This is a genomic window from Cupriavidus sp. YAF13 (assembly GCF_052113425.1).
In the GTDB taxonomy this organism is placed as follows: Bacteria; Pseudomonadota; Gammaproteobacteria; order Burkholderiales; family Burkholderiaceae; genus Cupriavidus.
Genome location: NZ_JBFRDD010000015.1, coordinates 114222 through 138379, shown reverse-complemented (window position 1 = coordinate 138379; position 24158 = coordinate 114222). Strand labels below are relative to the sequence as shown.

17 protein-coding genes are annotated in these 24158 nt (G+C 66.6%); 14 read left to right on the top strand and 3 right to left on the bottom strand.

Annotation, left to right across the window (positions count from 1 at the left end; translation table 11 throughout):
- Window positions 1-487: 487 nt before the first annotated feature.
- A complete protein-coding gene (locus tag AB4061_RS14960) occupies window positions 488-1525 on the bottom strand; it encodes a DNA-binding protein (protein ID WP_441634992.1) in 1038 nt (345 codons plus the stop codon).
- Window positions 1526-1690: 165 nt separating this feature from the next.
- On the opposite strand from AB4061_RS14960, the gene AB4061_RS14955 reads away from it, so the two are divergent.
- Complete coding sequence (locus tag AB4061_RS14955) at window positions 1691-2908, top strand: tyrosine-type recombinase/integrase (RefSeq protein ID WP_441634990.1); 1218 nt, start codon at window positions 1691-1693, stop codon at window positions 2906-2908.
- A gap of 174 nt (window positions 2909-3082) precedes the next feature.
- Here the strand turns inward: AB4061_RS14955 and AB4061_RS14950 are convergent, their stop codons facing one another.
- Window positions 3083-3925, bottom strand: a complete 843-nt coding sequence (locus AB4061_RS14950) for a response regulator transcription factor (RefSeq protein WP_441634988.1) — start codon at window positions 3923-3925, stop codon at window positions 3083-3085.
- 902 nt (window positions 3926-4827) lie between these two features.
- Between AB4061_RS14950 and wecB the strand changes: the two genes are divergently transcribed.
- The 13 genes from wecB (at window position 4828) to AB4061_RS14885 (ending at window position 21826) form a co-directional block, all read left to right on the top strand.
- A complete protein-coding gene (wecB, locus tag AB4061_RS14945) occupies window positions 4828-5979 on the top strand; it encodes a non-hydrolyzing UDP-N-acetylglucosamine 2-epimerase (RefSeq protein ID WP_441634986.1) in 1152 nt (383 codons plus the stop codon).
- A gap of 53 nt (window positions 5980-6032) precedes the next feature.
- On the top strand, window positions 6033-8237 hold the full coding sequence (locus AB4061_RS14940; RefSeq protein WP_441634984.1) for a hypothetical protein: 2205 nt from the start codon (window positions 6033-6035) through the stop codon (window positions 8235-8237).
- Window positions 8238-8244: 7 nt separating this feature from the next.
- On the top strand, window positions 8245-9939 hold the full coding sequence (locus tag AB4061_RS14935; protein WP_441634982.1) for a glycosyl transferase family protein: 1695 nt from the start codon (window positions 8245-8247) through the stop codon (window positions 9937-9939).
- Complete coding sequence (locus AB4061_RS14930) at window positions 9936-12656, top strand: NfrA family protein (protein WP_441634980.1); 2721 nt, start codon at window positions 9936-9938, stop codon at window positions 12654-12656. The genes AB4061_RS14935 and AB4061_RS14930 overlap by 4 nt, the downstream gene beginning before the upstream one ends.
- A 49-nt stretch (window positions 12657-12705) precedes the next feature.
- A complete protein-coding gene (locus AB4061_RS14925) occupies window positions 12706-13713 on the top strand; it encodes an alginate O-acetyltransferase AlgX-related protein (protein WP_441634978.1) in 1008 nt (335 codons plus the stop codon).
- 4 nt (window positions 13714-13717) lie between these two features.
- Window positions 13718-14815, top strand: coding sequence for an alginate O-acetyltransferase AlgX-related protein (locus AB4061_RS14920; protein ID WP_441634976.1), 1098 nt, complete (start codon window positions 13718-13720; stop codon window positions 14813-14815).
- Between the two features lie 23 nt (window positions 14816-14838).
- Window positions 14839-16425, top strand: a complete 1587-nt coding sequence (locus AB4061_RS14915) for an MBOAT family O-acyltransferase (protein WP_441634974.1) — start codon at window positions 14839-14841, stop codon at window positions 16423-16425.
- 39 nt (window positions 16426-16464) lie between these two features.
- Complete coding sequence (locus AB4061_RS14910) at window positions 16465-16722, top strand: acyl carrier protein (RefSeq protein ID WP_441634972.1); 258 nt, start codon at window positions 16465-16467, stop codon at window positions 16720-16722.
- Between the two features lie 32 nt (window positions 16723-16754).
- Window positions 16755-18224: an AMP-binding protein gene (locus AB4061_RS14905; protein ID WP_441634970.1), complete on the top strand. Its 1470-nt coding sequence runs from the start codon at window positions 16755-16757 to the stop codon at window positions 18222-18224.
- A 2-nt stretch (window positions 18225-18226) separates the two neighbouring features.
- Window positions 18227-18925 carry an alginate O-acetyltransferase AlgF gene (locus AB4061_RS14900; protein ID WP_441634968.1) on the top strand — a complete coding sequence of 233 codons (699 nt, stop codon included), beginning with the start codon at window positions 18227-18229 and terminating at the stop codon, window positions 18923-18925.
- A 7-nt stretch (window positions 18926-18932) separates the two neighbouring features.
- The gene (locus tag AB4061_RS14895) at window positions 18933-20063 is read left to right on the top strand and encodes an acyl-CoA dehydrogenase family protein (RefSeq protein ID WP_441634966.1); all 1131 of its coding nucleotides are present in this window, start codon (window positions 18933-18935) and stop codon (window positions 20061-20063) included.
- A gap of 100 nt (window positions 20064-20163) precedes the next feature.
- Complete coding sequence (locus AB4061_RS14890; protein WP_441634964.1) at window positions 20164-21090, top strand: DUF4434 domain-containing protein; 927 nt, start codon at window positions 20164-20166, stop codon at window positions 21088-21090.
- Between the two features lie 103 nt (window positions 21091-21193).
- Entirely contained in the window at window positions 21194-21826 is a 633-nt protein-coding gene (locus tag AB4061_RS14885; RefSeq protein WP_441635006.1) for a DUF1294 domain-containing protein, read from the top strand.
- Between the two features lie 94 nt (window positions 21827-21920).
- Here AB4061_RS14885 and rpoD read toward each other — a convergent pair whose 3' ends face one another.
- The gene (rpoD, locus tag AB4061_RS14880) at window positions 21921-23882 is read right to left on the bottom strand and encodes an RNA polymerase sigma factor RpoD (protein WP_253932086.1); all 1962 of its coding nucleotides are present in this window, start codon (window positions 23880-23882) and stop codon (window positions 21921-21923) included.
- Window positions 23883-24158: the final 276 nt, after the last annotated feature.

The following is a 24158-nucleotide window of genomic DNA, read 5'->3' as shown; positions in this document are numbered from 1 at the left end:
CTGGAAAGCATCGCGCCCGAAAGTTAACACTTCGGCGCAGCGTTTACAACTTCCTCTGACGCTACATACAAAAATGCCGTTCAGCTCTTAACTGAACGGCATTAGTCCCTATTGGGGGATTTTCTCAGGGAAATACCGTTCGTGTTGCAAACAGCGCACGCTAGCCTATCCGTGCTGAGAGCATCATTGCTTATCCATCGTGACCTATTCCGCGCTATGCAAAACAAGCGCCCGGCAGCAGGATTGGATCCATCACTCGGGTCAAGGCAGCACCGCACGGCTATCTCTACGGCCGCGCTCAGTTGGACGTCAGGGTTGTTTTTGGGATCGCTGCGGCGAGAATCGGTGCCTGTGAGAGGACGCGGCGCCTTCGTTGCTTAAATTCTAATCAAATCCGCAGCGGCCGTCGGCTGTCTGCCCCCGCCCGGCTTGTCCACAGGCTTATCCCGTGGCGCGATGGACAAATCCCTGCCCTCGGGCGCCTCCTTCAGGCCGGCCCGGGCTTGAACTTGGTTTTCGTCGCTGGCACCCGGCGCCTGGGCGACACCAGGCGGCGCGTCGCTGTCGCTTCCACTTCGGCGCGCTCGGCCCGCCGAAGCGCCGCGTCGAGTTCGGCTCGCAGGCCTCGTTGTGCCGCCTCGCCATGGTCAAGCGCCTGTTCTGCCTCCCCCAGTTGTCGGCTGAGCGTTTCGCGCTCGGCCTGCAACCGCACCCGCTCCTCCGCGCCCGCGACGGCCGCGTCTTGCGCCCTCACCTGCACCGCGGCCATCTCGGCGCGCAACTCCGCCGCCACCAGCTCTGCCTTCTGCCGCAGCGTGCGCTCCTGATCAATCTCGCGCAGCGCGCGGCGCTCAGTGGCGCTGGCCCGCTCCTGCGCTACCGCGACCTGCTCGCGGGTGCGCTCCAGGTCCGTCGAGAACTGCGTATGCATTTCGCCCAACTGGCGCTCGATCCCCTCGATCTGGCGCTTGCCCTCCTCCTGACGCGCCTGCGCGGCTGCGTGGGCCTGGCGCTCGGCTTCCAGTTCCCCTTGTAGCGCCGCACGCGCCTGCCGGACGGCGTCGAGTTCAGCCTGCACGACGGTTTTCTCCTGCTCGGCCACCGCCAGAGCGGCCCGCGCCTGGTCGCGCCGCGCTTCGGCCTCGCTCGCTTGGTGTCGGGCCTCCACGCGCAGCGATGCCAGTTCGCCGGCGGCAGCCTCGTTGGCGGCTTGCCAGATCGACTGCACGGCATCGGCGGCGATCTGCTTGAGCGCGTCCGGCAACTCGGGGTGCGCGATGGTCACGCGCATCTTGTCGCGCATGTCGTGCCAGAACTGCGCCAGCACCTCGGTCGGCGTGCCCATGCTGCCCTTGCGCACCAGCCCGTAGAGCTTGTTGGCGGTGGGCGTGATGCCGTAACGGAAGAACAGCAATCCGCACACCTCTCGATAGAGAGCACGAGTTTCCGGGAAGCGTTCGCGCAGTTTGACGATGTCAGCCTGCAGGATTTGCTCGTTTGCCGTGGTTTCTGGGCTAGCGGTCATGAGTTTTGAAGAGAATCCAGCAATTTTTAAATATTACTACGTAATACGTAAAATAGCTTGAATAAGCAAACAGGCTTTAGACATAACTGTTGTTCTGTCTGTTGTTCTGTCTGTTGTTCTGTCTATAATTACGTCTAATTTGCGAACGCGCCTCACGCCTCACCCATGGAATCCAGCCAGCTGTCCCTCGCCACCCTGCCCGCCACCCCGATCGAGCGCTTGCGCTTGCCCGCCGAGCTATCCGGCGCCGCCGGCAGCAACCGGGCGCGCGGCGGCACCCCGCAGATCTCGGCCGCCGACGATCTGGCGGCGGTGACGGCCTGGCTGGCCCGCTACGCCGACACCCCCGCCACCCTGCAGACCTATCGGCGCGAGGTGGAGCGGCTGCTGCTATGGGCCGTGATGCAGCATGGCAAGCCGCTGTCGTCGCTGACCCATGAAGATCTGCTGGTGTACGAGCGCTTCCTGGCTGACCCGCAGCCAGCCTGGCGCTGGGTGATGGCGTCGCGCAAGAAACTGGCGCGTGGTGCGCCCGAGTGGCGGCCTTTTGCCGGGCCGCTCTCCCCAGTCAGTGCGCGGCACACTATGGTGATCCTCAATGGCTTGTTCGCCTGGCTGGTCGACGCGGGCTACCTGGCCGGCAATCCACTGTCGCTGGCGCGCAGCCGGCGCAGCCTGCCCAAGCCGCGCATTACCCGCTACCTGAGCCACGACATGTGGCAAGCGGTCAAGGACGCCACCGATGCCATGCCGGGTACGACCGAAAGTGCGACCGAGCGCGACCGCCTGCACGCGGCGCGATGCCGTTGGCTGCTGACCGTGCTGTATCTCGGCGGCTTGCGCGCAGCGGAAGTGGCCAGCACGCGCATGGGCGCGTTTTTCTGCCGGCGCGACAGCCGGGGCCTGGAGCGGTGGTGGATGGAGGTAACGGGCAAGGGCAACAAGACGCGGCTAGTGCCGGCCACCGATGAGCTGATGGCGGAGTTGGCGCGCTATCGCGAGGCCTACGGCCTGCCGCCGCTGCCATTGCCAGGTGAGGATCGCCCCATCGTGCTGCCGATCATTGGCAAAGAAAGACCCTTGTCACGCGGCGCGCTGCATCTGGTGCTCAAGGAGATCTTCGCGATGGCGGCCGAGCGCCTGCGCGCGCGCGGACCGGATTGGGAAAGCCGGGCCGAGGTACTGGCCGGCGCCTCGGCGCACTGGCTGCGCCATACGGCAGGTTCCCATATGACGGACCAGCAGGTGGACCTGCGCTTCGTGCGGGACAACTTCGGGCATGCGTCCATCGCCACGACCAGCGCATACCTGCATACGGAAGACGATGCGCGGCATGAGGCCACGCAGGAACGGCACCGTATTGGGTGGAAGCGTCAGTACTAGCAGCCCCCTTTCCCTGCCAGCGCTCATACCAGATTTGGATCAACTGTCGGCGATTCACCTGCCTCGATGAGTGCCATGTGCAGCGTTTTGTTGGCAAGCCCAGCGCTTCGTCCAGCCGAACGGATAAATGAGGCGAGCCGATCGCGCCAGGGCTAGCACGGCCAGCACAGCGCACTACGCGCTCAACGTTTGCACGTATCCCTGCACCGAATGCCGGAATGCCCTTGGCGTGAGGTTGAACTGCTCGCGAAATGCGGTGGCAAAGTTTGCCGCGCTGGAGAAGCCGACTTGCGCGGCAATGTCGACGATCTTCAACGAGGTCTCTGCCAGCAGGCGCTTCGACAGGAGCAGTCGGCTCTCTCGCAGGTATTCGAATACGGTCTTGCCCAGCTGCTCGCGGAAAACACGCGATAAGCGTTTTTCGTGGGTACCAAAGCGCCGTGCGAGCTCTGCCAGGTTCGGCGTGGCGGCAAGGCTATCGGTCAGATACTGGGCGACCGCCTGAACCAGTACCTGGTCCCCGCTGAGGGTTGAAGGCGACAGCACGACATCGTCCGCAGGGCGCCGCGCCGCCAGCGCGAGGTGAATCCTGATGCGCGCCGACACCTCCACCGGCTCGGACTGCCTAAGGATATAGTCCACTCCACCGTTCTGCAGACCGTACAGGCGTTCCTCGATGCTGTTGGCGTCGGTCAGAAAGATAACGGGGATGTCCCTGGTCCGTGGATTCGCCTTGAGCAGGCGGCAGGCGGAGAAGCCGTCGAGGCCAGGCAGCCGCACGTCCAGCAGGATCAGGCTGGGCGAAAGCGCTTGCGCCCGGTGATAGCCCTGCGCGCCATCGAATGCCACGCTGACGCGATACTGCTCGCTGCACAGCAGTTCGATCAATGGGCGCAGCTCGTCGGGCCGGCTGTTGACGATCAAAAGATGGGCGCGGGCAACACCGGTGCCGGCGGTCTTGCCCTCCGTGCCATTTTCACTATGCGAGACAGATCCATGCGACGTATAAGCGGTCATATTGAGCCATAGGCGGAAATACCAGCCGGGTCATCTCGGCCTCATGTGCGATCACACGATCCGGCGAGAGAGACGTTCCCACCACTACCTGTCCGCCGCCAGGAGCGTGACGCCCAGCCGATGGAAAGTACATTGCCTGCGCGGGCCACGCCGACGCATCGGGCGTCACTCCCTGCCCTCGCCACCGTGTTCCAGATGGACACTCCGGATAAGCCAATGGCACGCTTTCTCCCGCGAAAGTCCATCGCTGGATCGGGACGAGATGTTATCAGGGATATCAAACAAGACAAGCAGTCAGCCAAACAATATTGATAAATAAAAATTCCAATCCTGTCGAGATCCCAAAGTCCAAAGCACCTCTTCCAATCCATCCATCAACCAACATTGCCTTGCGCTTATGAATTGCTTTTCATAATTCGTAAATTCCAAAAAACCACATTAGACATACCTCCCTCATTTGGGTGAGGTTGACGCATTGACCGCATCTCCGTAAGCGTGTCACCCATACGCGTCCCAACTTGCGACCACGGGGCCTGGAAGCCATCGCTCCGAGTCGCTCCGCCATAGGAAATCGGCCATTGATCCCCTCGGACCGGGGGATATTTCTGGAAAAACGCTGTCACTCATACCCTGGCGCCACGAATCCCCCGCCGCATCGCCCCACGAAAGCACTCCGCTCAAGCAAGGCAACGTGCTATTTCTCCCTACTTTTTAGATTGTCAAAAAATGTAAGCAATTCGCCTATTCAAAGGTTTTTTCCTATCCAGCAAACACTTGCATTGAATTGGACTCCTAGAATCCGTCCCGAATTGCTTGCACGATGCAATACGTCAGCGCTAAATCCAGCTTTGCGTACCAGCCGGCAACCTAATAAAACATATATCTTGAGAGAACCAGCCGGCATGAGAGTGCTTTCGATTGTGGGAACTCGGCCCGAAGCCATTAAGATGGCGCCGCTCGTGCAAGCGCTGAATCGCGAGCCTGGCGTGCACAGCGTGCTGTGCGTCAGCGGCCAGCACCGGCAGATGCTGGATCAGGTGATGTCGCTGTTCGCGCTGCAGGCGGACTATGACCTCGATATCATGGCGCCAAACCAGACGCTGAACGGCCTTTTCGGCCTCCTGGTGGCACGCTTCGATCAGGTGTTCGGCGGCGTCAGGCCCGATCACGTCTTGGTGCACGGCGATACCACCACAGCCGCTGCCGCGGCAGTCGCGGCCTTCCATCGCGGCGTCCCGGTGGCGCATGTGGAGGCAGGGCTGCGCACCGGCAATCTGGCCTCGCCCTTTCCGGAAGAGATGAACCGCCGCGTGGTGGATGCGATCAGCGGCCTGCTGTTTGCACCGACGCCGGCTGCGCGCGACAACCTGCTCAAGGAAAACCTGGCCGGCGAGATCTTCGTCACCGGCAACACGGTGATCGACGCACTTGCCCTGACCTGCCAGCGCCTGGACGACGACGATGCCTGCCTAGCCAACACCATCGCCGCCCGCCATGCATGGTTGAACCCGCGCCGCCGCCTGTTACTGGTGACAGGCCATCGCCGCGAGAGTTTCGGCGAGGGGTTCGAGCGGATCTGCGAAGCACTAGCCCTGCTGGCGTGCCGTGCCGACGTGGAGATTGTCTATCCGGTTCACCTGAATCCGCGTGTGCGCGAAACCGTCATGCGCACGCTCGCCGGCATCGGCAACGTGCATCTGATCGATCCACTCGAGTATCTCGATTTTGTCTGGCTGATGCGCAGAGCCTACTTGGTGCTGACGGACTCCGGCGGCGTGCAGGAGGAAGCGCCGCACCTGGGCAAGCCCGTGCTGGTGATGCGCGACACCACCGAGCGGCCGGAAGCGGTGGCTGCCGGCACCGTCAAGCTGGTAGGCACCGACACCAACCGCATCGTAGCCGAGGTCAACCGCCTGCTGGACGACACCGCGCTCTACGAGCAATGCCGCCGGCAAGTCAATCCCTATGGCGACGGGCGAGCCTGCCAGCGCATCGTTGCCGCCCTGTGCGGCCACCCCCTCGAGGACTTCCGGCCCGCTGCGCGGACGGCCTGAGCGGCACCTCCCCCTCCCAAGAATCTCTTGCTATTTCTCCACCTATCTGCGCCATGGTCTTGCGTCTTTGTCATCTGCCTTACCTTGCCCGCTTCCGGCGCGGCCTATTCCACGCCGCCCTGGTGCTGCCGCTGACGGCCTTTGCCGGGGTGCCCGGAGACGCCATCCGCGCGCTGGAGGCCGACACCTGGTTGAGCCGTACCGTGACGCTCGCCGATCTCGGGTTCACTGCGCCGGTGATCATGAACCATAGCGATTCGCGTCACGAGTTCTATCTGCCGGTACCGCGCAACGTACCGCTAGCGGACGCCTCGATCGCGTTCGACTCGCACTATATAAAGACAGAGGATGGCCGCACCAACCTGCTGCTTTCCATCGACGGCCGCCCCGCCTTCGCGCGCCGCTTTGAAAACGGCGAAGGGGAAGCTGCCCGCGCGCTGGCCGTCGAGCGGCGCGCGCGCGCGAGCGGCTTCGTCCGGCTAGGCGTGATCTGGTCGTCCAATACCGCGCAACGGCTGTGCGAGATCGACCGCCCGCTGGGCAACGCACTGACGATCGCGCCCTCCACCCGCCTGAGCTATCGCTATGACGCCGCGGCCCTGCCCACCCTGGAAGACGCCTGGGCCTCGCTGCCGGCCAACACGGCCATCCTGTTTGCCGCCAACCGGCTAGACCGCGCCGCCTTCGACGCCGCGTGGCGGATCGGCGTGGCGCTGGAGAACGGCGGCAAGCGCGCCACCATGCGAGCCTTCCCCGCGCCAGGCGATATCATCGACACGCGTGAACTGAACGTACCGGCGGGACTGCGGCAGGTACCGGCCTTCGCGGCGCTGGATGCCAGCGTGCAGCACCGCGTCGGCAGCGAAGCGGAACTCGGTGCGCTGCTGGTGCTGGGCGCGCCTGCCGTCACCGCGGACCTGGCGGTGGTGGACGCCGCCCTGCAAGCCAGGCTGAAGACCGCGCTGGATGCGCTGGCGGCGCAACTGCAGGACGATGCGGATGCCGCGCGGGCCTTCGCCGCCTGGCGCGCCAGCCGCGCGCCAGTGGCAGGAGCACCGCTGTCCGCCAAGCAGATCCAGCTGACCATGCTGGGCGGCCACCCCGTCATCGCCATCGCCCCGGATGCAGGCGCCGAAGCCGCCGGCATCCTGAGCGGCTTGTGGCGCCGCACCCTGGATTCGCGCAAGGTAGCGGTACGCGCCGCCATGCAGCCCGACCAGGGCGAGCACTCGGCCACGTCGCTGAGCAGCCTAAGCAACGCTGACAGCAACCTCGACGTGATCGCGCGCGCCGACTGGACCGCCAGCTTCCCGCTCAGCGCTGCGGCCATCGATGGCCGCGCGCCCAGCGAGCTGGTGGTGGATGTTGCCGCCGCGCCGGGTGCCTCCGGCAGTCCGCCTGTGGTCTCGGTATTCTGGAACGACGTGCTGCTGGCGGCTCGCCAGATCGAGGCCAACGGCCGCCGCAATCGCCTGCTGGCCCAGGTTCCGGGCTATGCCCTGAACGTGCGCAACGTGCTGCGCGTATCCTTCCAGCGCCAGCCGGTATCGGTCGACTGCAACGAAACCCCGCAGGGCTACCCGGTCACCGTGCTGCCGAGCAGCCACCTGCGCTCGGGCGCCGCCAGGACGGACGGCTCCTTCGTCAGCCTGCTGCCGCTGATGGCTGGCCGGCCGCAGCTGATCGTGCCGGAAAGCTATCTGCTGGACGCCGGCGCCCGGCTGGCCCAGGTGGTGCGTCTGGCAGCCGCCAGCGGCTTGTCGCCCTATGGCGCGGAACTGGTGTTGGCCGGCAAGGATCAGGCCGCCCGGCCCACCCGTCCCTTCCTGGCCATGGATGTCAAGCTGCAAGGCATAGAGCCCAAGGTACGCGTGCCCGCCCAGGGCCACCTCCAGATCAATGGCCGTGAAACGCAGTGGCTGGACGTCGCCGGCGTGGCCGGCCTCGGCGCCGCCGAAGTGATCGGTGGCGGTGGCCGCGACGGCATCCTCTGGCAGGCCATGGGCGCGCCGGGAGGCCGCCCGGGACAGCCCTTCGTGTTCAACAGGGGCAACGTCATGGTGGTCGGCGCCGACGGCCCGCGCGCCTGGCTCGACAGCGCCAACCCGGACAGCGATCCCTCCGAAACGCCCGGGATCCTCCAGAAACTGCGCCGCATGGCCGCCAGCCACCTGCTGATCCTCGGCGTTGGTTCCTGCCTGGCAGCCCTGCTGTTCTTCGCCTATCTCGCCAACCGCGCGCGCCGGACAAAGAAGTAAGCCACCCATGTCGTTCCTGTCCTCCATGTACTGGCCCTACCTCGTCGCCGACTATTACCGCGGCCTCGAGATCGTCACCGCCGTCGTGGCCACGCTGATCCTGCTGTCCAGCATCGATGACCTGTTCATCGATCTCTGGTACTGGCTGCGCGAGGCCTACCGCGGCCTGGTCGTGCGGCGCCGTCACAAGCCGCTCTCCACCGGGCAACTGCGCGCGTGCGAGGAACAGCCGCTCGCCATCATGGTGCCGGCCTGGCTGGAGTTCGACGTCATCGCGCCCATGCTGGAAAACATGGTTTCCACGCTGGAATACCAGAACTACATGATCTTCGTCGGCACCTACTGCAACGATGCGCGCACCATCGACGAGGTGGAGCGCATGCGCCGCCGCTACCGGCAGCTGGTGCGCGTGGAGGTGCCGCACAACGGCCCCACCTGCAAGGCGGACTGCCTGAACTGGATCGTGCAGGCCATCCTGCTGCATGAACGGGACATGCCCGCGCCCTTCGCCGGCATGATCCTGCACGACAGCGAAGACGTGCTCCACCCGCTCGAACTGAAGTACTACAACTACCTGCTGCCGCGCATCGACTTCATCCAGTTGCCGGTCGCCTCGCTCGAACGCAGCTGGTACGAACTGGTGGCCGGCACCTATATGGACGAGTTCGCCGAGTGGCACACCAAGGATATGGTGGTGCGCGAAAGCCTGTCGAAGATGGTGCCGTCGGCCGGCGTCGGCACCTGCTTCTCGCGCCGCGCGCTGGTGGAGCTGTCGGCGCAGACCAACAACCAGCCCTTCAACACCGACAGCCTGACCGAGGACTACGACATCGGGGCACGCCTGTCGCGGCGCGGCATGAAGCAGATTTTCGGCAAGTTCAAGGTGGAGTACGCCACGCGCCGGGTGTCGTGGTTCGGCCTGGGCAAGGAAAAGATCGGGACCATCTCCATGCCGCTGGGCGTGCGCGAGTATTTCCCCGACACCTTCCGCACCGCCTACCGGCAAAAGGCGCGCTGGCTGCTGGGCATCGGCCTGCAAGGCTGGCAGCAAGTCGGCTGGTCCGGCTCTCTGACCACCAAATACCTGTTGTATCGCGACCGCAAGGGCCTCGTGACCTCCTTTATCTCGATCCTGGCCTATCTGCTGCTGGCCAACTTCCTGCTGTTTTACCTCGCCGATGCCATGGGCTGGTGGACCGTCCACTATCCTCCGCTGTTCCGGCCCGGGAGCTGGCTGGTCACGCTGATGTGGCTCAACACCATCGCACTGGCGCTGCGCACGCTGCAACGGATCTACTTCGTCGGCAGCATGTACGGCTGGGAACATGGCCTGCTGTCGGTGCCGCGCATGATGATCGGCAACTTTATCAACGCCATGGCCGCTGCGCGCGCGTGGCGGCTCTTTCTTGGCCACATGTTCTTTGGCCAGCGGCTGGTGTGGGACAAGACCATGCATGACTTCCCTTCGTCAGATCAATTGACGCAGCAGCGGCGCCGGCTTGGCGAACTGCTGCTGTCGTGGCACGCCATCGACGAGACCAAGCTGGCCCACGCCCTCGACCTGCAGGCCACCGCGCACCGGCCGCTCGGCAAGATCCTGCTGGAGCAAGGCTGGCTGGACGAGGTCACCCTGCTCGAAGCGATTGCCTTCCAGCAGAACATGGCCCCCTCCACCGCCGCACCGCACGGAGCCGCCGCATGAGGGCGCGCACCCGTTTGATTGTCCTGCTCTCGTCGCTGAGCGGCGCCGCCCTGCTGCCGGCGGCCCCCGCGTTCGCCGAGCCGGCCGCCAGCGAAGCGCCACTCAGGGGCAAAGCCTGGCAACTGGCCGACGAAGGCTACAAAGCCTATGACAAGGGCAGCTACGCAAAAGCCCAGGCCAGGGCGGAAGCCGCCATCCGGCTGCGGCCGGACGTGGCGCAGCTGCACCTGCTGCTGATCTACTCGCTGCAAAAGCAGGGCAAGCTGGCGCAAGCCGAACGCGCCGTGGCGGCCGCCAGCGCAGCCGCAGCCGACAGCCCCGCCCTGCGCGAGGCGCACGCCGCGCTGCGCGCCGGCGCCCAGGGCAGCGCGGCCCCGGCCACGCAGGCCTTCCGCACAGGCTATCCGTTTGCCACGCAAGCCTACGCCGCCTACAACGATGGCGACTACAAGACCGCCGCCGTCGCCGCGGAGAAAGCATTCGCCGCCGACCCGAGCCAGGGCGCGTGGGCGCTGCTGTGGCAGGACGCCCTGGCCGCGCAAGGCGACGACAAGGGTGCCCTGCGGGCCATCGAACGCGCGCTGGCCGCCGGCGCGCCCAACCGGTCCGACCTGATCGCGCGCCGCCAGGGCCTGCTGCGCCAGATGTCGGTACCCTCCGCCCGGGCTGGCTACCAGGCGCTAATCGCCAATCGTCCGGCCGACGCCATCGCACCGGCCCGGCAGGCGGTCGCGCTGGCGCCCGACACGGCCAGCCACCGCCTGCTGCTTGTCACCGCGCTGATGCTGGACGAACAGCTCGCCGAAGCGGAAAGCGCAGCTGGCGAAGCGCTGCGGCAAGACAGCGAAGATACCGTGGCCCTGCTGATGCGGGCCTACCTGCGGCAGCGCCAGGGCAAGACCGCCCAGGCGGAAGCCGACTTCGACAGCGCGCTCGGGCAGGACTGGCTGGAAGACGAGCAGCGGCACAACGTGCGCCTGATCGCCGCCGACGCGGCGCTGGCCGCCGGCAACGGCCAGCGCGTGCAGGCGCTGCTGGCCGCGCTGGACGGCAAGGACAAGGCCGTGCGCAGGCGCCTGGACGAAGCCGGCCGCGCGCGGGCGCCCAAGGCCGCGCTGACGCTCGCCAGCTTTCCGCCCCCGGTACAGCACTGCCGCGACACGCCCTATGGCACGGCGTGCGAACTGCTGCCGGCGGACGCCTCCGGCGGCAGCCCTGCCGCGCTGGCCTATGCCGCCTACGGCCGGCACGACTACCAGGAAGCGATCGCGCAAGCGCGCAAGGCCGTCGAGCACGACCCGGGCGAGCAAAGCCAGGCGCTGCTGACCACCGCGCTGGCGGCCGGCAACCGCATGCAGGCCCGCGAGGCCGCCACGCGGCTGAATACCGCGCTGGAGCGGCAAGCCGGCGATGCCGGACTGCTGATGCAGCGCGCCTATGTCAATCAGCGGCTGGGCATGCCGGAACAAGCCTTGCGCGATATCCAGGCCGCCCGCGCCACCGGCAAGGCACCACCGCTCGCCATCCTCGACGAGGGTTATGCGCGCGCCGGCGCGGGCGACAAGCGCGGCGCCACGCAAACGCTGATGCAGGCCATCGACCAGGCCGATGCGGGCGCGCTCGCCCTGGACGAGGAGCAGCGCTACAACACGCGCGGCGCGATCGCGGGATTCTCGCGCGAGTGGGGAGGCTATGTATCCGCGGGTTACCGCGGGGCCCGGCCGGCGGCGGCGGATTTTGGCGGCGCCGCCATTTCCACGCCGGGCGATGCGGCCTTCGGCACCGCGGAGATCTTCTGGCGCCCGCCAACCTTCCTCAACACCTCGGACCGGACCTTCGAACTCTACGGGCGCCTGTCGAGCACGATCTACGACAATGGCGGCAAGACRCACGCGCAACGCCTGTCGGACCCCTGCGGCGGCGCCGCGGCGGCCCACACGGACCTGGGCGAGTCGCGCAGCCGCGGCATCACCGGTGTGCCCACCACGGTGGGCGCGCTGGGGCTGCGCTTCACGCCGTCGCATGAGGTTGGCCTCACCTTCGGGCTGGAGCGCCAGTTCCTGCTCGGCACCGCCACCCGCAGCGGCATGCTGATCCCGGCCGACGCCAGCCAGCGCTGCGCGCTCAACCGGCAAGACCAGAGCGCCCGCTATGAGGCCGATGCCGGCTCCGGCGGATGGCTCACCTATGTCACCTACGGCATCTACGAAGGCAGCGGGCTGCGGCTGGATGTGCCGAGCTGGTTCACCGTTGAAGGCTATGTGCAGGGTGGCTACAGCTTGCAGGATATCGCCGCGCGCTACTCGCTGCGCGACAACAGCACCGGCGCCGAGACCGCAAGCGGCTCCGGCCGCCTGCGCCGCGACCAGGCCTTCGCAGCCGGTGAGATCCGGGCCGGCCGCAGCTTCCGCCTCGACGCCATCGACGAGCGGTTGATCCTGTTCCCCTACGTGGTGCTGGGCGCCGACTGGCTGTGGCAGAAGAACCGCGCCTCCGGCACGCTGGGCACGGTGTCGGGCAGCACCGGCCTGCAAGGCAACGGCGCCACCTGGTCGATTGGCGCCGGCCCCGGCTTCAACCTGCGCTACTGGTTCCGGCAGGACCGATACAACGCGCCGCGCTCCTACCTGGACTGGGGCGTGCAATACCGCGCGGGGCTCGCCGGACACTCCAATCGCGCCAAGGGGCTGTTCATGAACCTGACGCTCTCTTACTGACACGCCGATTGCGGCGCTCCCCGCCATGGCTCCCAAAGGAATGACACCCATGCACCTGTCTTGCGAAACACCGCTGCGCCCGCCTCGGCGCGTGCGCACCTGGCTGGGCCGCGGCCTGGCCGGCGCCGCCCTCGCCTGGTCGGCCATGGCCTGCGCCGACAGTTCGTCGATCATCATCGAAGGCAAGGACAACTGGCTGTTCCCGGGCTGGGGCAGCCTGACACACGTTGATACGGCCGGCATCGATGCGTCCGCGGCGCTGGTGACCGAGGTGCGCAGCGCGCTGATGGCGCGCGATATCCGGCTGGTGGTGGTGCTGCTGCCAGACAAGGCGCGTTTCTACCAGGACAAGCTGCCGGACGGCAAATCCATGAGCGCCGACGTCGCCGCACGCTACCAGACCGTGCTCGGCAGACTGCGGCAGGCGGGCGTGCCCAGCTTCGACGATGAAGCCGTGCTGCTCAAGCTCAGGAACGAAGGGCGCGACGTCTATTACCGCACCGACCAGCACTGGACGCAGGCCGCCGCCGACGCCACCGCGCGGGCCACCGCCGAGATGGTCGCGCAGCAGGTGCCGAAGCTCGCCGGCCAACCCGGCAGCGGCATGGCGCTGGGCGCCTTGTCCAACGAGCGGCGCTACGGCGATCTGGCTGAACTGTTCCTGACGCCCGAGCGCAAGAAGGCGGTCGGGCGCGAAACGTTCACGATACGCAAGACCGCCGGCAACCAGGGCCTGCTGGACGACGCCGCGGCGCCGGTGCATGTGACCGGCCACAGCATGGTCCAGCCCTATTTCGGCTATCCGCAGATGCTCTCGAACACGCTGGACCGCCCGGTCTCGGTCAACTGGAAACCCGGCAACGTGGGGCCGTGGGTCATGCTGCTGGAGTACCTGGAATCCCCCGCCTTCCGCCAGCAGCCGCCGCAGGTGCTGGTCTGGCAACTGTTCGAGCCCGCCTTCTCGCAGGGGCCCGACGCGCGCGGCCTGTGGGACAACGCCTCGCTGATGAGCGCCGATACCTGGCGCAAGCGGCTCCAGGCCGCCGTGGGGCGCTAAAGGCATGACCATCAAGCACGATACCGAGCCATCCCACCGCCTGGGCGCGGCCGTGTGCGCCACCCTGCTGGTGGCCGGCCTGGCCTGGGGCGTTCACTCGCTGTGGCAGGCCCGCTCGCGTCTTGCCGGGCTGGCGCCGTCCGCCTGGATGGACGGCACCGCGGGCCAGACGCTCAGGAAAGCGCTGCGCCTGCCGGCGCAAGCGCAGGTGGAGACCGGCCAGGCCGCGCTGCGCTACCGGTTGCTGGGCAACCTTGGCGAACAGGTGGTACAGGGATGCCCGGGCTGGCTGTTCTATCGCGACGGCCTGCAACCGCAGCCCGGCCACGCGCAAGCCTTCGCCGAGCGCTTGCGGCTGATGCGGTACTGGGTTGGCGAGTTGCGCGCGGCCGGGGTGCGGGTGCTGGTCGTGGCCGTGCCCGACAAATCGCGCGTCGAGGCGGCACGCCTGTGCGGCTTGCAGGCATCGCAGGAGATGCGCGAGCGCCTGGACGACTGGCACGCCAGCCTTGCCGCCAGCCAGGTGCCGTATGTGGACCTGCGCGCTGCGCTGGACACCCGCACGCCTGGCTATTTCCGCACCGACGTGCATATGAACAACCACGGCGCCACCACCAGCGCCGAAGCAGTCGCAGCGGCAGCCCTGCCCTTCCTGGGGCAGCCAGGCCAGCAACGCTACGCCGTCGGCAACGCCGCCAGCGCCACCGCGCGCGTGGGCGACTTGCTAGTGCTGGCCGGCCTGGGACACGCCCCCGACCGCTGGCGCCCGCTGCCCGACCTGGTGCGGGAGCAAACCATCAAGCCGGAGACCGCGGGCGGCCTGCTCGACGAGGTGGCGCCGCCCGAGGTGTTGCTGGCCGGCAGCTCCAACGGCCGGCGCAGCCACTTCGCCGAGCGCCTGGGCATGCGGCTGGGCCGCCAGGTCTGGAACCTGAGCCTGGACGGCGGGCAGTTCTCCGGCGCGCTCCAGGCCGCGCTCCGGCAACGCGCGCAATGGCCTGCCAGCCTGCGGCTGGTGATCTGGGAATTCTCGGAGATGGCGTTGTCCCTGCCGCTGACCGAGGAAGAGAAAACAACCCTGGCCACCCTGCCATCGCGGTAAGGGACAAGCCATAGCCAACCACCATGCTCTTCAACTCCCTGCTCTTCCTGCTGCTGTTCCTGCCCGTCGCGCTGCTGGTGCATTACCTGCTGGGCGCCCGGTCCCTGCGCGCGGCCGCCGCATGGCTGTGCCTGACCTCGTTCGTCTTCTACGGCTGGTGGAACCCGCAGTTCGTGGCGCTGCTGGCCGTGTCGATCGCCTTCAATTACGGGGTGAGCCAGCTGATCCTGTATTTCAAGGGACGCACCGTGCTGCAGACGCTGGCGACGGCCCTCGGCGTGGCGGCAGATCTCGGCCTGCTGCTTCACTACAAGTATTTCACCGCGCTGCTGGGCTTCGTGCATGAGCTTGGCCTGAGCGGCGCCAGCCCGGCCGGGTCGGTGATCCTGCCGCTCGGCATCTCGTTCTTCACCTTCACCCAGATCGGCTACCTGCTGGACTGCCGCGCCGGCATCGTGAGCGAACGCAGCCCGCTGAGCTACGTGCTGTTCGTGACCTTCTTCCCGCACCTGATCGCCGGCCCCATCCTGCACCACAAGGAAATGATGCCGCAGTTCGCGCAGCGGGAGAACTACCGCTTCAAGGCGGAGAACCTGTCGGTAGGCGGCATGCTGTTTGTCATCGGGCTGGCCAAGAAGGTGCTGCTGGCCGATGCCATCGCGCCCTATGCCGACGCGGGCTTCGCCGATCCGGCCAGCCTGCGGTTCTGGGCCGCCTGGGGTGCCAGCCTGTCGTACGCGCTGCAGCTTTACTTCGATTTTTCCGGCTACTCGGACATGGCGCTCGGCCTGGCCAAGATGTTCGGCATCCGCTTCCCGCTCAACTTCAACTCGCCCTATAAGGCATCGAGCATCATCGATTTCTGGGCCCGCTGGCACATCACGCTGACGCGCTACCTGACCGCCTACCTGTACTACCCGGTGGCCATGGCGGTATCGCGCAGGCGCACCGATCGCGGCCTTCCGGTGGGCGCGGCCGGAGTGGCCACCGCCGACGGCTTCGCCGCCATGATCGTGCTGCCGACCGCCTTCACCATGGGCCTGGCCGGCATCTGGCACGGCGCTGGCCTGCAGTACCTGGTGTTTGGCCTGTTGCATGCGGGCTACCTGTCGGTCAACCACGCCTGGCGCATCTTCGTGGCCGGCCGCAAGCCCGCCGCCGCGCGGCAGACGCGGGCGGCAACGCGCGTGGCCTGCGTGCTGCTGACCTTTGCCGCCGTGCTGGTGGCGCAGGTGTTCTTCCGCGCCAGCGGCATGCACGACGCCCTGGCCCTGCTGGAAGGCCTGGCCGGCCTGCGCGGCTTCGAAACCATCGCCGCGCTGCCCTGGCCAGATGCCACGCTCACCGCGGGCGATGCCTGGCGCATGCTGGCCGGGCGCCACCTGCAGCTGCTCTACCTGCTGGCGATGCTGGCCATTGTCTGGCTGGCGCCCAACGCCCACCAGATCCTGGGCCGCTGGTCGCCGGCGCTGGCGCGCGCGCAGCAAAGCAGCTGGTCCGTGCTGCGCTGGCGGCCCACGCCCGGCTGGGCCGCGGTCATGCTGGTCCTGCTCTTCCTGTGCCTGGCCAACCTGCACCAGGAAGCGCGCTTTCTCTATTTCCAATTCTGAGTCCAATGCTGAGCGTCACAGGCGCAGGGAGACTATTCAATGCATACGCAATTCACCGACAACCAGGCGGCAGTCGAAAACAAGCTCGTCAAGATCATCGAAAGCGTGATCCTCACCCGGGTCGATCCTGACACCCTGCTGATCGAGTCCGGCCTGGTCGACTCGCTCAGCGCGGTGGACCTGGCCCTGGCGGTCGAACGCGAGTTCGGCTGCAAGATCCCGCCCACCGAGATCGACGTGCATCTCGAGTCAGTGCGCACGCTGGCCGCTTTCGTCACCGCCCAGGGCCATGCCTGAGCCCCGTTTGGACTTGCCATCCGGAGTTCCCCATGCGCTTTGACTTTGACAACTTCCGCTTCGCCGATCCCGACTCGGCGGGCGGCGCTCTGGCCGTGGTGGATATGCAGGGCGGCCTGAGCTGGAACACGCTGCGCGCCCGCACCGAGGCCTGGGCAGCCGCCGCCCGCGCGGCCGGCGCCCGCCCCGACGTGCCGCTGGTGATCGTCGGCCACAAGGAGGCCGCCTTCCTGGTGGCCATGCTCGGCTGCCTGACGCTTGGCGTGCCCTTCGTGCCGGTGGACCGCATCAACCCCGCCGGGCGCGTGCGCCGCATCGTCGAGATCGTCGGGGCGCCGCTGGTGTACGAGGCGGACAACGACGTATTCCGCCCCGGCACCGCCGCCACGGTCCTGAAGGAGCGCGGCGTGGCCTACATCATGTTTACCTCGGGCAGCACCGGCGACCCCAAGGGCGTGCAGATCGGCCGTGAGAGCCTGGGCCTGTTCGCCGGCTGGATCCGCGACTGCCTGCGGCTGGACGCCGCGCCAGTGTTCATGGACCAGATGCTGTTCAGCTTCGACTTCTCGCTGTTCAACGTGGCCGGCGCGCTGGGCCTGGGCGGCACCTGCGTGCTGTGCCCGCGCGAGCTGACCGCCGAGCGCGATGCCTTCGCCGCCTACCTGGCGCGCCACCGCGTCACGATGTGGGCGTCGACGCCGTCATTCGTGCGCCAGCAATTGCTCAACCCCGCCTTCAACACGGCCACCCTGCCCGAACTGAAGGTCTTCCTGTTTGGCGCCGAATCGCTATCGCCGACGCTGGCCGAGGCGCTGTGGGAACGCTTCCCGGCCGCGCGCATCGTCAACTCCTATGGCCCCACGGAGGCAACCTGCTCCACCACCTGGGTCGAAATCGATGCCGCGCTGCGCCAGCAAGCCCCCAATCCGTTCCCGATCGGCCGGGCCAAGCCCTACGCGGCACTGTTCCTCGACCAGGGCGAGTTGTGCATCGCCGGCGACCACGTGATGCGCGGCTACTTGAACCGGCCCGACCTCAACCAGACCCGCCTGTTTCTTCACCAGGGCAAGCGCGCGTACCGCAGCGGCGATCTCGCGCATATCGACGCCGCCGGGCTGGTGCATTTCCGGGGGCGCGCCGACGACCAGATCAAGCTGCACGGCTACCGCATCGAACTGGCCGAAGTGGATGCCGCGCTGGCCAGCCTGGCCGGCGTACGCGCGGGCGCGGCGGTCGCATTGCGGCGCGCGGACGGCGCGATCGTCCGCATGATCGGTTTCCTCGAACTAGAAGACAGCCCCGCAGGCCACGCCGCCGAGCCGCCGCTGCCGGCGGCGCTGGCCGACTGGAAACAAGCGCTGGGGCGGAGCCTGCCGCCGTACATGATCCCTTCCGAACTGGTCGCCTGCGGCCGCTTCCCCACCACCAGCACCGACAAGGTCGACCGCAAGCAGCTGGAGCGCCAGTACCTGCAGGCRCGCCTGAGCGGTGCGAAGGAATAGCCATGCCCAAGTTCCACGCCCTGCGAACAACCCTTGCCGCCACGCTGGCCGGCATGGCCACGGCAACCGTCTGCGCCGCGCCGCCCGCCACCGAAGGCGCGCTGGCCCAGCTCTATGCGGCGCGTCCGCCGCAGGGATCCGCCTACGTCCGGGTGCTCAACCCGGACGCCGCCACGGCTACCGTGGCGGTAGCCCAAGGCCAGGCCCAGGCCATCGGCGGCAATGGCGCCGCCGCCACCACCTATGCCGTGGTCAAGGGCAGCCAGCCCTTCACCGTGCGCGTCGACGGCAAAGAGACCACCACCCTGCAGGTGCAGCCGGACACCTTCACCACGCTGCTGCTGGCGCGCACCGGCGGCAAGCTGTCGGTGGTCCCGCTGGACGACGGCAGCGGCGGCCCGGATGCGCTCAAGGCGGAACTGCGCTTCTACAACGCCATCCGCGACTGCGAGGGCGCCCAGTTGGCGCTGGCGCCGTCCGGCACACCGATCTTCCAGGCCGTGCGGCCCCACAGCGCCGTCCATCGCGCCATCAACCCGGTCAGCGCAACCGTCAATGCCGCCTGCGGCAGCGCGCGCGCGCCCGAACTGGCACTGCCCGCACTGCAGCCGGGCGACCACTACAGCCTGTTCCTGACCGGCAGCGCGGCCAGGCCCATGCTGCGCGGCCAGGTCAGCCGCACCGACCCTTACAGCAAATAAGCCACCCATGCGCCCAGTCTTCCGAGACGACCACGAACAATTCCGCGAGCAGGTACAGCGCTTTATCGCCCAGGAAATCGCCCCGTACTATGCCGGATGGGAGCGCCAGGGAATCACGCCGAAGCACCTGTGGCAACGCGCGGGCAGCGCCGGCCTGCTCAACTGCGCCCTGCCCGAGCCCTTCGGCGCCGGCGGCGACTTCGGCCATGCCGCCGTGGTGATCGAGGAACTGGCGCGCGCCAACTACCTCGGCATCGGCTTTTCCATCCACTCGGACATGGTCTCGCCCTACCTGCACCGCTACGGCACCCCCACACAGCAAGCGCGATGGCTCCCCGCCATGGCGCGTGGTGAGCGCATCGGCGCCATCGCCATGACCGAGCCCGATGCCGGCAGCGACCTCAAGGCAATCCGCACCCGCGCCCGCCCCGACGGCAACGGCGGCTACGTGCTGAGCGGGCAAAAGACGTTCATCACCAACGGTGTCAACGCCGGATTGGTGATCGTGGCCGCCAGCACCAATCCGGAGCTGGGCGCGCGCGGCCTCTCGCTGTTCTGCCTGGACGATGGCATGCCGGGCTTTCGCAAGGGACCGCCCCTGGCCAAGATCGGCCAGCACGCGCAGGACACCTGCGAGCTGTTCTTCGACGAGGTGGAAGTCGGCGCCGACCGCATGCTGGGCGCGGAAAACAATGGCTTCGACCTGCTGGCCCAGCAACTGGCGCCGGAACGCCTGGCCATCGCATTGCGGGCCTGCGCCTCGCTGGAAGGCATGCTGGAAGAGGCGATCGCCTACACACGCCAGCGCAAGGCCTTCGGCCGGCGCGTGATCGACTACCAAAGCACCCGCTTCAAGCTGGCCGATGGCCGTGCGCAGTTGGCCATGCTGCGCGTGTTCCTGGACCACTGCCTAATGTTGCAGCTGCAGGACTCCCTCGACCCTGTCACCGCCGCCATCGCCAAGCTCAACGCCACCGAACTGCAAGGCCGCATGCTCGACGACCTGCTGCAGATGTATGGCGGCTATGGCTATATGGCCGAGTACAGCATTGGCCGCGCATGGGTCGACGCCCGTGCCATGCGCATCTACGGCGGCACCAGTGAAATCATGCGCGAGCTGATCGCGCGCGCGATCTGAGCGGCGCAAGCCCCCTTACTTGATGAGCCAGCCTATCCCCGACCCTCGCCATCCATTCCCCACCCCAGGGCGCCGCCGCCTGTTGCGCGCGGCAACCGCGTTGCCGCTGCTTCCCCTGCTCCCGCTCACAGCCTGCACCGGCCAGCCGGTGTTTGCTTCGACCTTCCTGCAGGTATGGCGCAGCCACCTCGAACTCGGGCAGGCGGAATGGCACCAGCGCCTGAAGGCCGTGCGCGCCCTGGGCTGCAGCGAGATCGTGCTCCAGTGGGCCGCGGTGGATGGCGAGCAGCCCTGGCAAATCCCCGAGGCACTGCTGGACTTCCTGTTCGACGATGGCGGCCAGCTCGGCCTGCGCATCCGGCTCGGACTGCCCTACGATGAACGCTGGTGGCAAGCACTGGGCGCGCCTGACGCCGCCGCGCTGCCGCGCTTTCTCGCCCAGACTCGCGCACGCAGCCTGGCCTATGCCGAGCAGGCCAAATGGCCGGGGCGGAGCAATTTCAGCGGCTGGTACATTCCCTACGAACTGGAGCAGCACAACTGGGGCACGCCGCAGCGGCAAGCCTTGCTGGTGCCCTGGCTGCAATCCATCGCCTCCGCCACATCGGCAGGCGGCACCCCTCAGCCGGCCATTTCCACCTACTACAGCCGCTTGCCCTCTTCCGGCACCCTGGAGGGGCTATGGGCCGTCATACTCGACCAGGTGGCGATTCGCCCGATGATCCAGGACGGCGTCGGGGTCAACGGCCTGGACAACTACCAGGCGCTGGCGCCGTTGCTCGCGCTGCTGCGCACCCGCGAGATATCGTTCGACCTGATCGTGGAGCTGTTCCAGGAACTGCCCTCCCAGGCCGCCGCCAGCTTCAACGCCGTCTCCGCCAGCCTGCTGCGGCTGCAGCGGCAACTAGCCATTGCGCGGCGAACGGGTGGCCAACAACTGGTTGCCTTCGCTCTCGATCCCTGGGTGATTGGAGAATCTTCGCAAGCAAAGCAACTTCTGGAAGCTTGGCGCGAACTCAGCGAATAGGCTGAGTGGAAACGGGGCTGCGGGCCATGCTGACGGCCGCGTCCGAGTGGCTTTGCGGTCATCAGGGCAGCTAGAATGCGCATCGCAGATGAACAAGCAAAAAATGAAAAAAGCGGGCCGCATCAAATCCTGGCATGCCGACAAGGGCTACGGGTTCATCGACATCCATGCCGATGTGAAAGACGTCTTCTTTCACGTCACCGCGCTGCGGCACCGCGCCGTCCAGCCCAAGCCTGGCGACCGCGTGACGTTTGAACTGGGCAAAGGCAAGGACGGCCGCCTGCAAGCCACCAACGTCTCCATACTGGGCACGCCGAAGGGACAGGGACAGGGACAGGGACAGGGACAGGGACAGGGACAGGGACAGGGACAGCGCCAGGCGAGCCAGGCGCACCTGTTGCCTGCCGTCACGGCGGCAGCGGCGCTGATGGCCATCGCGGGCGGCGCCCTTAGCGGATACCTGCCACGGTATGCCGGCCTCGTCAGCCTTGTGATGAGTGCTGTTGCGTTCCTTGCCTACGCGCTCGACAAGAACAGCGCCAAACACGATGCTTGGCGCACGCCCGAGGCCAGGCTGCACTTCCTGGCGCTATGCGGTGGCTGGCCGGGCGCGCTTGCCGCGCAGCACCTGCTGCGCCACAAGAATCGGAAGCAAGAGTTCCAGCTGGTTTTCTGGGGCACCGTTGCCTTGAACCTTGGCGGCCTCGTCATGTGGAAGACGTACTTGCCTGGCTGAAATAACAAAGGGGGTTACGGCCTTTAACGTTGCCGTAACCCCCTTTGCCTTGCCTTCGCCCGGCACGCGATTGCGCGCCGGGCCTGAACCCTGATTAGCCTTCCTTCAGGAACGCCTTCAGATGGTCCGCGCGGCTGGGATGGCGCATCTTCTTCATCGCCTTGCTTTCGATCTGGCGAATCCGTTCGCGGGTCACATCGAACTGCTTGCCGACTTCTTCCAGCGTGTAGTCGGTCGACATGTCGATGCCAAAACGCATGCGCAGCACCTTGGCCTCGCGCGGCGTCAGGTCGTCGAGCATCTCGCGCACGGTGGCGCGCAGGCTGGCGTGCAGCGCGGCTTCGGCGGGAGACGCGGTGTCGGAGTCGGCAATCATGTCGCCCAGGCTCGTGTCGCCGTCTTCGCCAACCGGCGTTTCCATCGAGACCGGTTCCTTCGCGATCTTCATGATCGAGCGGACCTTCTCCTCGGGCATCTCCATGCGCTCGGCCAGGGCGGCGGGATCCGCTGCCTTGCCGGTACGCTGCATGATTTCGCGCGAGATCCGGTTAAGCTTGTTGATCGTCTCGATCATGTGCACCGGCACCCGGATGGTGCGGGCCTGGTCGGCGATCGCGCGCGTCACGGCCTGGCGAACCCACCAGGTTGCATAGGTGGAGAATTTCCAGCCGCGACGATACTCGAACTTGTCGACCGCCTTCATCAAGCCAATGTTGCCTTCCTGGATCAGGTCCAGGAACTGCATGCCGCGATTCACGTACTTCTTGGCGATCGAGATGACCAGGCGCAGGTTGGCTTGCGTCATTTCGTGCTTGGCCTGGCGCATCTGCCGCTCGGCCGCCAGCATCTGGCGATTCACCAGCTTCAGCTCCGACAGCGGCAGCACCACGCGGGCGTGGATGTCGATCAGCTTTTGCTGATGCGCTTCGAGGTCCGGCAAGCTGCGGGAAACGGAGTCGCTGTACGAACGCGACTCGCCGGCGATCGCGCGGCCCCAGGCGAGATTGGTCTCGTTGCCGGGAAAGCGTTCGATGAACTCCTCACGGGGCATGCCGCAACGCTCGACCATCAGTTGCAGGATCTGGCGCTCGACCACACGTACTTCTTCCACCACCGTCTGCACATCGGCGCACAGGCGCTCGATGGTCTTTGCGGTAAAGCGGATCGACTTGAGTTCCTCCCGCACCGCGAGCTGTGCCACGAGGAAGCCTTCCGACTCCACGCCGTGCGCGGTGTAGGCCTTGCGCATGGCTTCGAAATGATTGGCGACGCGAGCAAAGCGGGTCAGGCAATCGTCACGCAGCTTGGCCAGGCTGGCGGTTTCGTTGGCTTGCGCGGCCGCACCTTCGTCGACGGGCTCGTCCGAGGCGCTCTCATCCTCGGCGACGACTTCGTCGCGGCTGGTGTCTTCCTCGGCTTCGGCGACTTCGCCTTCCCCTTCGATCAGGCCGTCGACGAGCTCATCGATACGCGTTTCGTCGCGGGCGACCCGCTCCGACAGCTCAAGAATCGTCGCAATGGTGGACGGGCAGGCAGCGATGGCGTGCACCATGCGGTTCAGGCCGTCCTCGATGCGCTTGGCGATCTCGACTTCCTGCTTGCGGGTCAGCAGCGTTGCCGAGCTCATTTCCCGCATGTACATCCGCACCGGATCGGTGGTGCGGCCGAATTCCGAGTCGACCGTCGAGAGCGCGACTTCCGCCTCTTCGTCGGCCTGGTCGTCAGACGCGGCGACCGCGCTGTCGCGCAGCAGCAGCGCTTCGGCATCCGGCGTCTGCTCATAGATCGTCACGCCCATTTCGGCGAACGTGCTGACGATGCTTTCCATCGCCGCGGTGTCCGTGAAATTGCCCTGCAAATGGTCGCTGATGTCCGCGTGCGTCAGGTAGCCTCGCTCCCTGCCCAGCTGGATCAGCGCGCGCAGCTGCTGGCTGCGTTCCGTTGCTTCGGTTGCGGGATCAGCTTGAGTCGTGGACGCCGCACCCCTGCCGACAGGCTTTTTGCCGGTCAATGCTGTCTTTGTTTCTGCCACCGTCCGTTGTGCGCCACTCGCCATTAACTGCTGCTCCCTTGCTGAATTACTTCTTAACTGTTGCTGTTGCCCGTACGAGGGTACACCCAACGCACCTTTGGCTGTCAAAGCCGGCACAGGATGGATACCTGTCGAGAGATGCATGGCTGACGCCACCACTACCGGGTTCTTCCAGTATGGTGGTCCGCGCTCGTTTAGGCCAAAGGGCGATATTCTACATTCGTTGGTGCGACGCAGCACGTGCTAAAAGTTCTTTACCGCATCGCCGAGGCCCTTCAGTCCTCATAAATTTGCGTTGCC